Annotated in this window: 12 protein-coding genes; 7 read left to right on the forward strand and 5 right to left on the reverse strand. The window is 54.4% G+C overall.

The window, feature by feature from the left end; all coding sequences use genetic code 11:
• The first annotated feature begins 137 nt into the window (after positions 1 to 137).
• Entirely contained in the window at positions 138 to 1,394 is a 1,257-nt protein-coding gene (gene icd / locus MIM_RS06190; protein ID WP_025371894.1) for an NADP-dependent isocitrate dehydrogenase, read from the forward strand.
• 96 nt (positions 1,395 to 1,490) lie between these two features.
• Here icd and MIM_RS06195 read toward each other — a convergent pair whose 3' ends face one another.
• Positions 1,491 to 2,486, reverse strand: coding sequence for a tripartite tricarboxylate transporter substrate-binding protein (locus MIM_RS06195; RefSeq protein ID WP_025371895.1), 996 nt, complete (start codon positions 2,484 to 2,486; stop codon positions 1,491 to 1,493).
• Between the two features lie 40 nt (positions 2,487 to 2,526).
• Positions 2,527 to 3,693, reverse strand: a complete 1,167-nt coding sequence (locus MIM_RS06200) for a mandelate racemase/muconate lactonizing enzyme family protein (protein ID WP_025371896.1) — start codon at positions 3,691 to 3,693, stop codon at positions 2,527 to 2,529.
• A 123-nt stretch (positions 3,694 to 3,816) separates the two neighbouring features.
• Here MIM_RS06200 and MIM_RS06205 point away from each other — a divergent pair, with 123 nt between their 5' ends.
• On the forward strand, positions 3,817 to 4,740 hold the full coding sequence (locus MIM_RS06205; protein WP_042070032.1) for a LysR family transcriptional regulator: 924 nt from the start codon (positions 3,817 to 3,819) through the stop codon (positions 4,738 to 4,740).
• Positions 4,741 to 4,905: 165 nt separating this feature from the next.
• Positions 4,906 to 5,874, forward strand: a complete 969-nt coding sequence (locus tag MIM_RS06210; protein WP_025371898.1) for a Bug family tripartite tricarboxylate transporter substrate binding protein — start codon at positions 4,906 to 4,908, stop codon at positions 5,872 to 5,874.
• Here the strand turns inward: MIM_RS06210 and MIM_RS06215 are convergent, their stop codons facing one another.
• Positions 5,875 to 6,579: a GntR family transcriptional regulator gene (locus MIM_RS06215; RefSeq protein WP_025371899.1), complete on the reverse strand. Its 705-nt coding sequence runs from the start codon at positions 6,577 to 6,579 to the stop codon at positions 5,875 to 5,877.
• 150 nt (positions 6,580 to 6,729) lie between these two features.
• Here MIM_RS06215 and tcuA point away from each other — a divergent pair, with 150 nt between their 5' ends.
• The 3 genes from tcuA to trhO all read left to right on the forward strand — a co-directional run bounded on the left by tcuA (position 6,730) and on the right by trhO (position 10,365).
• Positions 6,730 to 8,124 carry an FAD-dependent tricarballylate dehydrogenase TcuA gene (gene tcuA, locus MIM_RS06220; RefSeq protein WP_025371900.1) on the forward strand — a complete coding sequence of 465 codons (1,395 nt, stop codon included), beginning with the start codon at positions 6,730 to 6,732 and terminating at the stop codon, positions 8,122 to 8,124.
• Positions 8,111 to 9,205: a tricarballylate utilization 4Fe-4S protein TcuB gene (gene tcuB, locus MIM_RS06225; protein WP_025371901.1), complete on the forward strand. Its 1,095-nt coding sequence runs from the start codon at positions 8,111 to 8,113 to the stop codon at positions 9,203 to 9,205. Before tcuA ends, tcuB begins: the two co-directional genes overlap by 14 nt.
• Before the next feature lie 131 nt (positions 9,206 to 9,336).
• Entirely contained in the window at positions 9,337 to 10,365 is a 1,029-nt protein-coding gene (gene trhO, locus MIM_RS06230; protein WP_025371902.1) for an oxygen-dependent tRNA uridine(34) hydroxylase TrhO, read from the forward strand.
• Between the two features lie 409 nt (positions 10,366 to 10,774).
• Here trhO and MIM_RS06240 read toward each other — a convergent pair whose 3' ends face one another.
• Together MIM_RS06240 and trxB are read right to left on the reverse strand one after the other, a co-directional pair.
• Complete coding sequence (locus MIM_RS06240) at positions 10,775 to 11,509, reverse strand: Smr/MutS family protein (protein WP_042071026.1); 735 nt, start codon at positions 11,507 to 11,509, stop codon at positions 10,775 to 10,777.
• 43 nt (positions 11,510 to 11,552) lie between these two features.
• A complete protein-coding gene (gene trxB / locus MIM_RS06245; protein WP_025371904.1) occupies positions 11,553 to 12,512 on the reverse strand; it encodes a thioredoxin-disulfide reductase in 960 nt (319 codons plus the stop codon).
• Between the two features lie 442 nt (positions 12,513 to 12,954).
• On the opposite strand from trxB, the gene MIM_RS06250 reads away from it, so the two are divergent.
• A complete protein-coding gene (locus tag MIM_RS06250; RefSeq protein WP_042071027.1) occupies positions 12,955 to 15,219 on the forward strand; it encodes a DNA translocase FtsK in 2,265 nt (754 codons plus the stop codon).
• Positions 15,220 to 15,420 lie beyond the last annotated feature (201 nt).

Genomic DNA, 15,420 nt, shown 5'->3' on the forward strand with positions numbered 1-15,420 from the left:
CATATCATATTTTGTTTGGACGTAGGGAATTTCCCCCGCAAAACAGCCGTTTTTCAGTTAAACTAATAAGTCTTATATAAGACTCGTTTATCCAACGATTGTCTTCATGTTTTTTACTTGTGGGTTACGGAGCCAGCATGTCTTACCAGCACATCAAAGTCCCTTCATCGGGCGAAAAAATCACGGTTAACGCCGACTTTTCTCTGAATGTTCCAGATCAGCCGATTGTTCCCTTTATCGAAGGTGACGGCACCGGTGCAGATATCACGCCTGTAATGCTCAAGGTGGTAGATGCTGCGGTCGAAAAAGCATACGGCGGTAAACGCAAAATTCACTGGATGGAAATCTACGCTGGTGAGAAATCCACAAAAGTATACGGTTCCGACGTCTGGCTGCCAGAAGAAACACTGGAAGCCGTTAAGGATTACGTTGTTTCTATCAAAGGCCCGCTGACGACACCGGTTGGTGGCGGTATCCGTTCACTGAACGTCGCGCTGCGTCAGCAACTGGACCTGTACGTCTGCCTGCGTCCTGTACGTTACTTCAAAGGTGTTCCTTCACCTGTTCGTGAGCCAGAGAAAACCGATATGGTTATTTTCCGCGAGAACTCTGAAGACATCTACGCCGGTATCGAATTCGAAGCTGAATCTGACCAGGCCAAGAAACTGATCGCTTTCCTGCAGAACGAACTCGGTGTTAAAAAAATCCGTTTCCCTCAGACTTCCGGTATCGGTGTGAAACCTGTATCACGCGAAGGTACGCAACGTCTGGTGCGCAAGGCTATTCAGTACGCAATCGACAACGACAAGCCAAGCGTGACCATCGTTCATAAAGGCAACATCATGAAGTTCACCGAAGGTGGCTTCCGTGACTGGGCCTACGAAGTGGCACAGAAAGAATTCGGCGCCGAGCTGATCGATGGCGGCCCATGGAGCAAAATCAAGAATCCACGTACAGGCAAGGAAATCATCATCAAGGATTCCATCGCCGACGCGTTCCTGCAGCAAATTCTGTTGCGCCCAGCCGAGTACTCTGTGATCGCTACATTGAACCTGAACGGTGACTATGTTTCCGACGCTCTGGCCGCTCAGGTGGGTGGTATTGGTATCGCTCCCGGTGCCAACCTGTCCGACTCTGTTGCCATGTTCGAAGCCACTCACGGTACAGCGCCTAAATATGCAGGTAAAGATTACGTGAACCCAGGTTCAGAAATCCTGTCTGCAGAAATGATGCTGCGTCACATGGGCTGGACTGAAGCGGCTGATCTGATCATCTCTTCAATGGAAAAATCCATTCTGTCCAAAAAAGTGACTTATGACTTTGCCCGTCTGCTTGAGGGCGCAACTCAGGTGAGCTGCTCCGGCTTTGGTCAGGTTATGATCGAAAACATGTAATATGAACTAACGTATTCGTTGGTTTGAAAAACCCGCACGGTTTATATCATGCGGGTTTTTTTATACCCGAAGCTGAATGGGTATGGAGCGCTGATGCTATTCCGGCTGAATGCCGGCCTTTTTTATCACCGCCGACCAGCGAGCCGCTTCTTTTTCAAAGAATGCCTTGTGGCCCTCGGGCGATAGCCTGTCGTCATTCACAATTGAAATTCCCAATGCTTCCTGGCGCTTGATCAGCTCGGGGTTTTTCAGTGCGATACGCAGCGCGGCGTTGATCTTGTCTACCACTGGTTTCGGTGTGCCCTTGGGCGCATACAGCCCATGCCAGACGCTGAAATTGAAACCCGACAGCCCCGCTTCGTCCAGCGTTGGCACCGACGCCAGGGTAGGGAGGTTCATGCGTTTCATGCTGCTCACGCCATACACTCTGACCTTTTTGCTTTCTATTTGAGGAATGCTGTTGGTTGCCTGTTCGCACATGATATCGATTTGCCCACCCATCAGGTCGGTCATTGCCGGGGCAGTGCCTTTGTAGGGAACAAAAGTCATGTGGCTGTTCAGTTCGCTTTGCAGCATCAGGCTGCACAGATGCGATGCGGAACCAACACCCGCATTGGCCAGATTGATGGCATTATCTTTCTCAGCGATGTATTGTTTCAGTTGCGCAAAATCGTTGGCGGCTAAGCCGGGTTTGCCAATCAATGTCGATGGGGCCTCGTTGATCAGACCCAGAAACTCAAGATCGTCTATCTTGTAACCGGGATCTTTGTATAGCGCGTGTGCGGTAGCCAGCCCTATGTGATGGACCAGTAATGTATAGCCGTCATTTTTGGCTCTGGCAACCCGGGCCGTACCAATCGTGCCGCCTGCACCAAGGCGGTTTTCGATCACGATAGGTTGCCCCATAGGTTCCCGCAGTGCCTCGGCAACATCGCGTGCAATTTTATCGGAAGGCCCGCCTGCCGAGAATGGCACCACAATCGTGATACTTTTTTCGGGATACGCTGCCAGAGCGGTCGTGCTTGCGGTTGCGGTAAACAAGCCCGCCAGCAGGGTGAAGCCGAATTTGATTCGTGTTGCAGGGTTATGCATTGTGCTGTCTCCTCTCTATCGTTATGGGGGGTGCTGCGCGTTACGCTGATAATTGCTGCATGACCTGATACAGGTCAGCCTTGCCTTCGAAGCCGATGCCCGGCAGATCCGGCATAGTGATGAAGCCGTGCTCCACTTTCACGGTATCGGGGAAGCCGCCGAAAGGCTGGAAGAGATCGGGGTAGGATTCGTTGCCACCCAGACCCAGGCCCGCGGCAATATTCAATGACATCTGGTGGCCGCCATGCGGGATGCAGCGTGCGCGCGACCAGCCATGTTCATGCAGCATCTCCAGAGTGCGCAGGTATTCAACCAGGCCGTAACTCAGCGCACAATCGAATTGCAGCCAGTCGCGGTCGGCACGCATGCCGCCGTAGCGAATCAGGTTGCGCGCATCCTGCATGGAGAACAGGTCCTCACCGGTGGCCATGGGGTTTGGATAGTAATTTCGTAGTGCCGCCTGCAGTTCAAAATCCAGTGGATCGCCGGGCTCCTCGTACCAGAACAGATCGTACTGGCTCAGGGCCTTTGCGTAAGCGATGGCAGTGTCCAAATCAAACCGGCCGTTTGCGTCTACCGCCAGTTTTTGCCCGTCCTGCAGCACACTCAGAATGGAGTCGATCCGGCGCAGGTCCTCATCCAGCGAGGCACCGCCGATTTTTTTCTTGACCACGGTGTAGCCGCGATCAATATAGCTGCGCATTTCATCCTTGAGTTTTTCATGATCCTGGCCTGGGTAATAATACCCACCTGCCGCGTACACAAAAACCCGACGGTCCGGCTGCCCGTTGCCATAGCGATCAGCCAGCAACTGGAACAGCGGTTTACCTTCTATTTTTGCAACGGCATCCCAAATGGCCATGTCGATCGTGCCGATGGCCACAGAGCGTTCACCATGTCCGCCTGGCTTTTCGTTCGAGAACATGGTGGCCCAGATTTTATGCGGGTCCAGGTTGTTGCCCGAATCATCGATCAGCGTAGCCGGGTCAGCCTGCATAATCCTGGGGATAAAGCGCTCCCGCATCAGCGTGCCCTGGCCGTATCGGCCATTGGAGTTGAAGCCGTAGCCGACAACCGGCTTGCCATCACGAATTACATCTGTGATTACCGCGACGAGACTGAGCGTCATTTTGGAAAAATCAATATAGGCATTTCGAATAGGCGAACTGATGGGCAGTGTTTTTTCGCGAATTTCAACGATTTTCATTACGGTTCCTGAGGTCTGGATATGTTGTTGTGGTGTTCTGGACAGGCCTCAAGATTACGACTGAAATGGTGCCTGATAATTCACTTATAATTAATAATCTATTTACCCATAGTGAACAGAATAATGATTTCGGACCTGGAGTTTATGGTGATACTGGCCAGGTATGGCAATCTGGCTGCAGCTGCAAGAGCGCTGAATGTGACGCCGCCGGCGGCGACCAGGCGCCTGGCGTTGCTGGAAAAGCGGCTGGGGGTGCGACTGGTGAATCGCACAACGCGCAGCTTCAGCCTGACCAGCGAAGGTGAAACCTATCGCCAGCACGCGGCCCGGATACTGGGCGATATCGTGGATATGGAGGACATCATTTCGTCCAGCCGCAAACCGCGCGGGCTGCTGCGGATCAACGCGACACTGGGGTTTGGTCGGACCACGGTCGCGCCATTGGTGTCCGGGTTTACCAGGCGATATCCGCAGGTTGAGGTGCAAATGGAAGTGACGGACAGGCCGGTAGACCTGGTGGAAAATGGTTTTGATCTGGCGATTCGTTTTGGCGCCTTGCCGGATAAACGCCTCAATGCCCGACGAATTCTATCCAATCGGCGTTTTCTTTGTGCATCGCCGCTATACCTGGAGCGTCATGGCACGCCCGCAAGCCTGGCCGATCTGGCACAGCATCGCTGCATTATTCACCGGCAGAACGACGATGCTTATGGTATTTGGCGGTTTGCCCATCACGATCACAGTGAGGTGGTGAAAGTCCACGGGATGCTGTCGAGCAACGATGGGGATATTGTGCTTGGCTGGGCATTGGATGGGCACGGCATCCTGATCCGATCCGAATGGGATCTGGCTAAATATCTGGAAAGCGGTCGACTCCGGGTCGTCCTGCCTGACTTTACGCTGCCGGATGCAGACTTATACGTTTACTATCCCAGCCAGCGCAATCTTCCCGCCCGCACCCGGGCATTCATTGATTTTCTGGTTGCGCATTTTGACCAGTCTGGCCGGGCTGAAGGGCACGCCGACAAATCTGCGCCGGCAGGCTGATCGCCTTTATTTATTCGCACATTGTGACCTTGCCACTCGCTTTACGGGGTGTCGCAGGGTATTCGTCATTGCGCGTCAATCTTGCTTATAGGTGTTGTCTATTATTGTATTCTGTTGTATTCAATAGTATATTTAAACGGAATTTCAATCTCAGGAGACGATCCCATGACTTTTTTTAAACCCTGTATGCTCGCGGTCCTGTTGGCCGCGAGTCCGCTAACCGTGCACGCAGCTTATCCCGATCAGCCTATCCGTCTGGTTGTCCCGCATCCTGCCGGTGGTTCTTCGGATATTCTGGCCAGAACCATGGCGGCTGCCATGTCAAAAGATCTGGGGCAATCCATCGTTGTAGAAAATAAAGGGGGTGGCAATGGTGCGATTGCTGCACAGACGGTGGCCAATGCCAAACCCGACGGCTATACCTTATTGCTGGCAACAGCCAGTACCCATGGCATTAATCCCACCTTGTACCGGAAACTGAACTACGACGCCATCAAGGATTTCGCGCCGGTCACGCTGTTTGCCACCGTGCCCAACGTACTGGTGGTGGGAGCTGCGCACAAGCAGATGAACAGTCTTAAGGACCTGCTTCAATTTATGAAGGACAATCCCGGCAAAACCAATATGGGCTCGGCCGGTAGCGGTACGCCCGGTCATCTGGCCGGCGTCATGCTTAAGGATGCGGAGCATCTGGATCTGGTGCATGTGCCGTTCAAGGGTGGTGCGCCGGTGATCAGTGCACTGATCGGCGGGCAGATTGATTTCATGTTTACCACCATCCCCGGGGCGATCAGTCACATCAAGGCCGGGTCCATCAAAGGCCTTGCCGTATCGTCGGCCGAACGCTCCGATGCATTGCCTGAGTTGCCCACGGTTGCTGAAGCGGGCGTGCCTGGATTTGAAGCCGTTTCCTGGCATGGTCTGGTAGCACCTGCCAAAACGCCGCAACCGGTGATCGATGCTCTGTATCAGGCCGCCAGCAAGGCGCTGAACAGCGAGGATGTCAAAAGCAAGCTGGCGAACGAAGGGGCCAGGGCCGCCAAAATGACACCGGATGAATTCGGCGCTTTTATTCAGGCGCAAATCAACGCCTGGGGTGCGGCGGTCAAATCATCGGGCGCGCGTGCAGACTGATTACTCGCGATCAAGCAGGAAGCGACTCAGCCGGACTTTATAAGCCTCGCTGATATGCCGGCTGGATACTTCCTGCGCCTTATCCGGATCGCGTTGCTCCAGGGCATTGATAATTTGCGCATGTTCTTCGCGTGCCGTTGATGGGCGTCCGCTTTCGGCCAGGGTGCTTTTGCCCAGCAACAACATGGCATTTTGCAGCACCTGCAAGGTTTTGAGCAGGTAGCGATTATGGGCACATTGATACAGAGTCTGATGAAACAGCCGGTTGTTATAGGACAGGGCGGCGGGATCGTTCAGTGTCTCATCCCGATCGATGATCTGCCTTAAGACCGCGATTTCAACGTCTGTGGCGTGGCGAGCCGCCAGCGCGGCAGCCGTGCTTTCCAGCACCCGGCGCATCTCGTATAGCTCGCCCACCATGTTCTGGTCCAGTTCGGTAATGATCAGCCCACGCTTGGGATCGTTGCTTACCAGTCCTTCGGACATCAGGCGGTTCAGTGCTTCACGAATGGGTGTGCGGCTCAAGCCGATATCAGCGGCCAGCTCAGTTTCACGCAAGCGCGTGCCGGGCGGCAGGGTGCCGTTTTCCAGCGACTGGACAATATAGCTGTATGCCTGATCGCTTAATGTGACGCCGCGATCGTTGGCTTGTTCCGAATCGGCATCGGAGCGCTGGGTAGCGGGGGAGGGTTTGGATTTGGCCATGAATGATTCCTTGCTGCAAGTGCTTTTGCACAGCATAACGCAATTGTGGTGTTCTGCGGTTAATTTGGTCATGCTTAAGCACAGGAGAAAATATTTGTGTACAATAGAATACAACAGTATATTTAAAAGTATTTTTATTAGGAATTCAGCATGAAGGATACCTTGGCGTGCGATGTTCTGGTGATCGGAGGGGGCAATGCGGCGCTGTGTGCGGCGCTGTCGGCCGCGGAACAGAAGGCATCGGTCATATTGGTCGAAAGTGCGCCGCGTGCCTGGCGTGGGGGCAATAGCAGCCATACCCGTAATTTTCGCTGCATGCACAATGAACCCACAGACGTACTGACTGACCGTTATCAGGAAGATGAATATTTCCAGGATGTGTTCCGGGTAACCGGGGGCGAGACCAATGAAGATATGGCGCGCTATGTCATTCGTGAAACGGAAGCCTGTGCGCCGTGGATGAAAGCCAATGGCGTACGGTTTCAGCCATCACTGGGCGGAACGCTGCACCTGGGCCGGACCAATGCCTTTTTTCTTGGCGGCGGCAAGGCGCTGGTCAACGCTTATTACAAAGCAGCCGAAAAAGCCGGCGTGCAGATTCTGTACGAGACCGAAGCCACCACGCTGAATTTTTCAGATGGCAACTGTGAAAGTGTGGAGCTGGTCAGAAACGGTCAGGCGCTCACCATTACAGCCAAATCCGTAGTGATTGCATCGGGCGGATTTGAATCCAATATTGAGTGGCTGGAAGAGGCATGGGGGCCTGCCGCGCGCAATTTCCTGATTCGTGGCACCCGGTTCAATCAGGGCGTCATGCTGCGCGAGCTGATGCGCAACAAGGCCTGTATTATCGGCGACCCCACTCAGGGACATGCCGTGGCCATTGATGCTCGCGCGCCCAAGTATGACGGAGGGATCGTCACCCGGGTCGATTGCGTATCCCTGGGGATCGTGCTGAACAAAGAGGGCCGGCGTTTTTATGATGAGGGCGAAGATTTCTGGCCCAAACGTTATGCCATCTGGGGGCGTCTGGTGGCCCAGCAACCCGATCAGATTGCCTATTGCATTATTGATTCGAAGGCCATTGGCCGCTTCATGCCATCTGTATTTAAGTCGATTTCTGCCGATTCGATAGAAGCGCTGGCCGAACGCCTGGGGCTGCCGGTACAAACGGCTGTAGAAACGGTGGCCGCCTTTAATGCCGCCGTGAAGCCAGGCAAATTCGATCACAGCGTGCTGGATGGGTGCCGCACGCAAGGGCTGCAGCCGGAGAAAACCAACTGGGCACAAAAAATTGATACCGGGCCGTTTTATGCGTACCCGCTGGCCACCGGCATCACCTTTACCTATATGGGTGTGAAGGTCACGAAAAAGGCGCAGGTCATCATGGACGATGAAACGCTGGCGCGCAACGTGTTCGCCGCCGGTGAAATTATGGCAGGAAATATTCTGAGCAAGGGTTACGTGGCTGGTTTCGGGATGGCCATCGGAACAGTATTTGGTCGTATTGCAGGCACGGAGGCCGCAAAACATGCAGCAGCTTGAACAACTTATCGAAGATGCCCGCAATGCGGTGGGCATATGTAACTCCTGTCGCTATTGCGAGGGCTTCTGTGCGGTCTTTCCGGCGCTTGAACAGCGGCTGGATTTTACGCGCGGCGATCTGCATTATCTGGCCAATTTGTGCCACAACTGCAGCGAATGCTATTACGCCTGTCAGTATGCGCCGCCTCACGAGTTCAATGTGAATCTGCCGGTGCAACTGGCTGCGGTACGTCAGACCACCTATCAGACATACGCATGGCCTGGTGCTATTGCGCGTGGCTTTGACAAAAGCGGGCTGTTGGCCAGTATGGGATTTTTGCTGGCGCTGATTGTGCTGCTGGGGTTGGCGGCGCTGATCGGCGGCCCGTCGGTAAATGACCTGAATGGCCAGTTTTATGCCATTTTTCCGCACGGTGTGCTGGCGACGGTTTTCGGGCTGGCAGCCTTGTGGGTTGTTGTTGCCATGGGAATGGGGTTTCGTCACTTCCTTCGGGATGTTGGAGAGAGGCCTGCCTTGCTGCTGAACTGGAAACATGTTCGGCAGGGCATGGCCGACGCGTTAAGCCTGAAGTATTTGCATGGCAATGTGAAGACCGGCTGTACTTATCCGGATGATAATATTTCACCGTGGCGCCGCCGCTTTCACCATTTTACGTTTTATGGATTCATGTTATGTTTTGCGGCCACCGCGTCAGGCACCGTGTTCCATTATGTGTTTGGCTGGGAAGCACCTTACGCCTTTTTCAGCCTGCCCAAGCTGACCGGTACACTGGGTGGCATTTCCCTGGCGGTGGGCACGGCAGGGCAGTTCTGGCTCAAGCGCAAAACCGATCCCGAGATCCGCAATATCCGGCAAATGGGCATGGACTATGCTTTTATTGCCCAGCTGTTTCTGGCTGCGATAACGGGTCTGGCCTTGATGGTCTTGCGCGAAACCGCCGCACTGGCACCGTTGCTGGTGATTCATCTGGCTGTGATCCTGTCGCTGTTCATTACGATGCCGTTTGGCAAGTTTGTCCATGGCTTGTACCGCAGCGGTGCCTTGATTAAATATGCAAAGGAACAGCCCGCTTCGCACTGAAGTCCCGGGGGTTTGATTTACAATAAATGGTTAATTTTCAGGCAAGTTGAGAATAATCAAACACAAGGCTGTTCTGTCACAGGCAGGGCAGCTAAAATGAAAGACTTGCCCCATACCCCCATTTCAGTTCTATGTCTCATACCATTGCCGCCCTATACAAGTTTGTTGATCTTCCCGATTTTGAATCGCTCAAAGAGCCGTTGCAGGCGTTTTGTGAGCGCCATCACGTTAAGGGGACGCTGCTGCTTGCCCGCGAAGGAATCAACGGTACGATCGCCGGTCCCAGGGAAGGCATTGATGCCGTTCTGGCATACCTGCGCAATGATCCACGCCTGGCGGACCTTGAGCACAAGGAGTCCTGGTCCGACGAACGCGATCCCTTTCACCGGATGCGCGTACGCCTGAAAAAGGAAATCGTGACCATGGGGCAGCCCAACGTCAATACCAACAACGCGGGTACCTATGTGCCGCCGGAAAATTGGAATGACCTGATCTCCGATCCGGATGTGGTGCTGGTAGACACGCGCAACGATTATGAAGTGGATATTGGTACGTTCAAGGGCGCGGTCAATCCCAATACCGTCACATTCCGCGAATTTCCCGGCTGGGTGCAAAGCCAGTCTGCCGAAGGCGGGTTGCTGGATAAAAAGCGTACGCGCAAGGTGGCCATGTTCTGCACGGGTGGTATTCGCTGTGAAAAATCCACGGCCTATATGAAGTCTCAGGGGTTTGACGAGGTTTATCATTTGCAGGGCGGGATTCTGAAATACCTTGAAACCGTTCCGCCCGAGCAAAGCCTGTGGGAAGGCGAGTGTTTCGTTTTTGACGAACGGGTTTCTGTTGGTCATGGCCTGAAACCCGGTCCGTATATTCAGTGTCGCGCATGCCGTCATCCACTGAGCGAGGAAGAACGCGCCTCGCCCAAGTATATTCGTGGGGAAAGCTGCCCGCATTGCTGGGATGACAAAACAGAGGAGCAACGCGAGCGCTTCCGTGAACGCCAGCGGCAGGTGGATCTGGCAGCAGCGCGTCACGAGGAACATATTGGTGCAGATATGCAGGAGCAGATTCGCCAGCGACGAGCCCTGAAAGAGGCGCGTAAAGAGGCGGCGCGTCAGCGCGCCTTGCAGAAATCGACACAAAAAGGTGCAGAAAACTAATGGAAAATGCTAAAAACTAGTGCATTCCCTAAGTGTCATATATAGGAATCACGGGCATAATTTGTCTCATGCAGGTGAGGAGACAAACGCTCTGCATGAGCAGGCTTTACCACTTGATTGAAATATTTAGTTAAGTGTGTGCACAATAGCTGTATCCATAACAAAAATAAACGAAAGGCGGAAAATCAATATAAATTGATTCCGCCTTTCTTTTTTTCTGCCGCCTGAATATTTAAAAAAAAATTGCACATGCCATTGCTGACCGGGTAGCATGCTGCCTGGCTCTGGCTCTGGCTCTGGCTCTGGCTCTGGCTCTGGCTCTGGCTCTGGCTCTGGCTCTGACCAGCTCTGCCGCTTAACTCACAAACCGGTCTGTTCCGTTTCCCCGCCAGCGCGCTGATGAGCCGAATCAATCGCTTTCAGAGGTCTTCAGCAGAACGATCTGGGCTCCCGTACCACCCATATTTTCAGGGGCTGGCGCAAATGCCAGTACGGCATCCATGTTTTTCAGCCATGCCAGTACCTGGTCTTTCAGGACGGCATTCCCGTCCGCAGAGCCATATCCCTTGCCATGCACAATGCAAATGGCGCGGACCCGATGTTCAAGACAGGAATGAATGAAGCGATCAAACCGCTCTGCTGCCTGGGCTGAGTTGGCGCCGTGCAGATCCAGCGTTGCGCCCACCGGCCACTGTCCGGATAGCAGTTTCTTGATTAAATCGACACTATCGGTTCGCTGTACATAAGCGCCTTCGGGCAGTGCGGCAGCTCGACGGCCTTTAGGGACGGCCGCTGAACTGCGCTTTTTCTCGGTGCCACGGTCAGGGGAGGCCGGTTTATGCGGTTCAGGCAGTGCCGCGCCTTCTGCCTGACGTCGTTTAGCACGGAAATATTCATTATTGCCATAATCCAGTGCCTGTCGCGGGTAGCGGTTGGCGGGTGGCAGCGGTGTGACGGATCTGACCGTCTGGCGAAACAATACACTGTCCTCTGCTGTAAAAACAGCAGGGGCAGCGGTGCCGGTTGCGGTCTTGCCGGGCCTGGGCGCGTTCTGTTGTGCCTTGGCGCGGCGTGTTTCTTCACGGGCTTTGGCTTTTTGCAGCTGGCGCAGGTCTTCGAGCTTACCTTTGATGGGGGTAACCATAGCAATTGCGGCCCGCAGCGCTGGCTGGCGGGCCTGTCCTGTTTTACTCAGGCTGGCTTTCGAGCCAGCGCTGTACATCCAGTGCCGCCATGCAGCCCGTGCCGGCGCTGGTAATGGCCTGACGGTAAACATGATCCTGCACATCACCCGCAGCGAAGACGCCGGGGACCGAAGTCATTGTGGCAAAACCACCGTGGCCGCCTTTGGTCACGATATAGCCATTTTCCAGCTCCAACTGGCCTTCGAACAGCGTGGTGTTGGGGTGGTGGCCAATGGCGATGAATACACCGGTTACCGCAAGGTCTTCCAGGTGCCCGTCTACATGACGCAGCCGTGCTCCGGTCACGCCGCTCTGGTCGCCCAGTACTTCTTCCAATGTGTTGAACAGTTTCAGCGACATGGTGCCGCCGTTCACTTTTTCCATGAGCTTGTCTACCAGGATGGGCTCGGCGCGGAAGGTGTCGCGACGATGCACCAGCGTGACGTGGCGGCACAGGTTGGATAGATACAGCGCTTCTTCAACGGCTGTATTGCCGCCACCCACTACAATAACGTCCTGATTGCGATAGAAGAAACCATCGCAGGTGGCGCAGGCAGACACGCCTTTGCCCATAAAGGCAGTTTCGGAAGGCAGGCCCAGGTATTTGGCCGAAGAGCCGGTCGCAATGATCAGCGCATCGCAGGTGAAGGTGGTACCCGATTCAGAAACCAGCCGGAACGGGCGTACTGACAGATCGGCTTCTTTAATATGTTCCTGAACAATGTCGGTGTTAAAGCGCGTAGCGTGTTCCAGAAAGCGTTGCATCAGGTCGGGGCCCTGCACGCCCTGGGCGTCAGCAGGCCAGTTGTCCACGTCTGTCGTGGTCATGAGCTGTCCGCCCTGTTCCATACCGGTAACCAGCACCGGGCTGAGGTTGGCGCGGGCTGCGTAAACGGCGGCGGTGTAGCCTGCCGGTCCGGCACCCAGAATCAGCACTTTTGCATGTTTGGTTTTGTCAGCCATTGAGTCTTATCCTAAAAATCCAATGGGCAATTATAATGGATCGCTGCGTGGCGCCGTTCAAAACCCCGAAACGGCCACGGTTTTGCAACAGGCCCGGAATTGGCGCCCAATGGCGTCTATTTCACCGCAAAATACGGAAACTGAGCAGGGTGGTTTTGCCTCATTGGAATAAATTATATGGGGACGAGTCCTGTTAAAACAACAGCTTACGGAGAATTCACAATCAATGAGTATTCGCCGGCTAGAATATAAATAACATTTAATATCAATAAGCTATAATGCTTTATTGACCGAATTTATAGTTATGGCACGCACTTCAAATACCGCAACCACTCGTCCCGCCCGCAACAGTTCCGCCCGCAATACACGTAATGCAGGGGCACGATCATCCGCCAGGAATGCGCGCAACGCACAGAATGCCGAACCCAGCCGGCTGGCCGCCATGTTTACGGAAGCCAAATGGGTTCTGTATGCTGCGTTGGCCGCAGCCCTGTCGGTCATGTTGTTTACCTGGCATCCGAATGACCCGGGTTGGGTCAGCACCTCGTCATCTACCCTGGTTCATAACCGGTTGGGTGCGGTGGGTGCGTACGTGTCCGATATCCTGCTGTATCTTTTTGGCTTGTCGGCCTGGTGGTTTGTTGCCTTGTGTCTCAAACGCATGTGGGTGGGCTACAAAATGCTCATGAGTCGCATTGTGGCCAATCCCGATGCCGCGCTGCCGCGTGTGCACTGGGAGCAGGGCGTGGGTTTCGCTTTGCTGTTTGTCGGCTCAATGGGTTTTGAAGCCAGTCAGCTGGCGCACATCGGCTCGCAATTGCCGGGCGGGGCGGGCGGCGTACTGGGCCAATATGTCGGCACCTTGTTCTCGACGGCCGTGGGTGTGCCGGGCGCAGTGCTGATTCTGTTTTTCATGGTTGTGCTGGGTCTGGGCCTGTTTCTGGATTTTTCCTGGTTGTCACTGGCTGAGAGAATCGGCTCGACCATCCAGCGTCTGTTAAATGCACTGATCAATCTGAAAACCGCCCGTCAGGATCGCAAGGCTGGTGAAATTGCCCAGGTCGCGCGCGAAGAACAGGTGGTGGTGCAAAAAGAGCAACTGGTGCACGAAACCTCGGTACGCATTGAACCGCAAATCACGGTATTTCCTACGTCCGAGCGCGTGATCAAGGAAAAGCAGCGCACGCTGTTTGAACCGCCCAAAAATGCCAGCGGTGAACTGCCTGCGCTGGAGCTGCTGGACCCGCCCGGTGAAAATATCGAATCGGTTTCCCCTGAAACCATCGAATATACCTCGCGCCTGATCGAGAAAAAACTGCGTGACTTTGGCGTGCAGGTGACCGTGGTCACTGCGCAGGCAGGACCGGTCATTACCCGCTATGAAATCGAGCCGGCAACCGGTGTCAAGGGCAGCCAGATCGTCAATCTGTCCAAGGATCTGGCGCGCGCGCTCAGCCTGGTCAGCATTCGCGTGGTTGAAACCATTGTTGGTAAAAACCTGATGGGTCTGGAGTTGCCCAACCCGCGCCGCCAAATGGTCCGGCTCTCGGAAATCATTGGCTCCAAAACCTATCATGACAATGCTTCATCGCTCACCATGGCGCTGGGCAAGGACATCGCTGGCAATCCGGTGGTGGCCGATCTGGCAAAAATGCCGCACTTGCTGGTGGCCGGTACGACGGGCTCGGGCAAATCGGTGGGGATCAATGCCATGATTATCTCCCTGCTTTATAAGGCCGATGCATCGCAGGTCCGCCTTATTCTGATTGACCCGAAAATGCTGGAAATGAGCATTTATGAAGGCATCCCGCATCTGCTGGCGCCGGTGGTCACCGATATGCGCCAGGCTGCCAATGCGCTAAACTGGTGTGTGGGCGAGATGGAAAAGCGCTACAAGCTCATGAGCAAAATGGGCGTGCGCAATATCAGCGGCTTCAATAGCAAAATTCGAGATGCGGCCAAGAAGGGCGAATCCATTCCCAATCCGTTCTCACTCACACCTGAAGAGCCGGAACCGTTGAAAACACTCCCCATGATCGTGGTGGTGATTGATGAGCTGGCCGATCTGATGATGGTGGTGGGCAAAAAAATTGAAGAGCTCATTGCCCGTCTGGCGCAAAAGGCGCGGGCAGCCGGTATCCATTTGATTCTGGCAACGCAGCGCCCCAGTGTCGATGTGATTACCGGTCTGATCAAGGCCAATATTCCAACGCGCATCGCGTTTCAGGTGTCCTCTAAAATTGACTCGCGCACGATTCTGGATCAGATGGGTGCCGAGGCGTTGCTGGGCCAGGGCGATATGCTGTATCAGCCACCCGGTACCGGTTTGCCGAATCGGGTCCATGGCGCCTTCGTAGACGATGATGAAGTGCATCGTGTGGTTGATTATCTGAAAGAGCAGGGCGAGCCCGATTATGTGGATGGCCTGCTGGAAGGGGGCGTCGCGGGTGAGACCGGTGATGGTGTAGGCAGTGTCACCGGCTTTACCGATAATGAGTCTGATCCCCTGTACGATCAGGCGGTGGCTGTGGTGTTGAAAAACCGTCGTGCCTCCATTTCATCGGTTCAACGGCATCTGCGTATTGGCTATAACCGTGCCGCGCGGCTGCTGGAGCAGATGGAGCAGTCTGGCATTGTGTCGACCATGCAGTCTAATGGCAACCGGGAAATTCTGGTGCCTGCCGGACAGGAAGAGCCCGACGCGTAAAGCGGGCGTTGCAGGCATGGCAGTTCCTGTCTGTAATGCGCAGTAACCAGCAGGTTTTCGCCTGATTGTCTGGCAGTATCTACGGCATCCCTTGCGGATGCCGTAAGTATTTTGTAGCGCTGTGCCAAATTACAGCGATGCAATTGTATTTACGATTTTGTAACATCCTTCTCTGGCCAGTTAATGTTAAAACAGGTCATG

The sequence above is a fragment of the Advenella mimigardefordensis DPN7 genome (assembly GCF_000521505.1).
GTDB lineage: Bacteria > Pseudomonadota > Gammaproteobacteria > Burkholderiales > Burkholderiaceae_B > Advenella > Advenella mimigardefordensis.

What these genes read in the sequence shown, in the direction of transcription:
- icd (WP_025371894.1), top strand. Translation starts at nt 138, where the DNA reads ATGTCTTACCAGCACATCAAAGTCCCTTCATCGGGCGAAAAAATCACG.
- MIM_RS06195 (WP_025371895.1), bottom strand. Translation starts at nt 2,486, where the DNA reads ATGCATAACCCTGCAACACGAATCAAATTCGGCTTCACCCTGCTGGCG.
- MIM_RS06200 (WP_025371896.1), bottom strand. Translation starts at nt 3,693, where the DNA reads ATGAAAATCGTTGAAATTCGCGAAAAAACACTGCCCATCAGTTCGCCT.
- MIM_RS06205 (WP_042070032.1), top strand. Translation starts at nt 3,817, where the DNA reads ATGATTTCGGACCTGGAGTTTATGGTGATACTGGCCAGGTATGGCAAT.
- MIM_RS06210 (WP_025371898.1), top strand. Translation starts at nt 4,906, where the DNA reads ATGACTTTTTTTAAACCCTGTATGCTCGCGGTCCTGTTGGCCGCGAGT.
- MIM_RS06215 (WP_025371899.1), bottom strand. Translation starts at nt 6,579, where the DNA reads ATGGCCAAATCCAAACCCTCCCCCGCTACCCAGCGCTCCGATGCCGAT.
- tcuA (WP_025371900.1), top strand. Translation starts at nt 6,730, where the DNA reads ATGAAGGATACCTTGGCGTGCGATGTTCTGGTGATCGGAGGGGGCAAT.
- tcuB (WP_025371901.1), top strand. Translation starts at nt 8,111, where the DNA reads ATGCAGCAGCTTGAACAACTTATCGAAGATGCCCGCAATGCGGTGGGC.
- trhO (WP_025371902.1), top strand. Translation starts at nt 9,337, where the DNA reads ATGTCTCATACCATTGCCGCCCTATACAAGTTTGTTGATCTTCCCGAT.
- MIM_RS06240 (WP_042071026.1), bottom strand. Translation starts at nt 11,509, where the DNA reads ATGGTTACCCCCATCAAAGGTAAGCTCGAAGACCTGCGCCAGCTGCAA.
- trxB (WP_025371904.1), bottom strand. Translation starts at nt 12,512, where the DNA reads ATGGCTGACAAAACCAAACATGCAAAAGTGCTGATTCTGGGTGCCGGA.
- MIM_RS06250 (WP_042071027.1), top strand. Translation starts at nt 12,955, where the DNA reads ATGTTTACGGAAGCCAAATGGGTTCTGTATGCTGCGTTGGCCGCAGCC.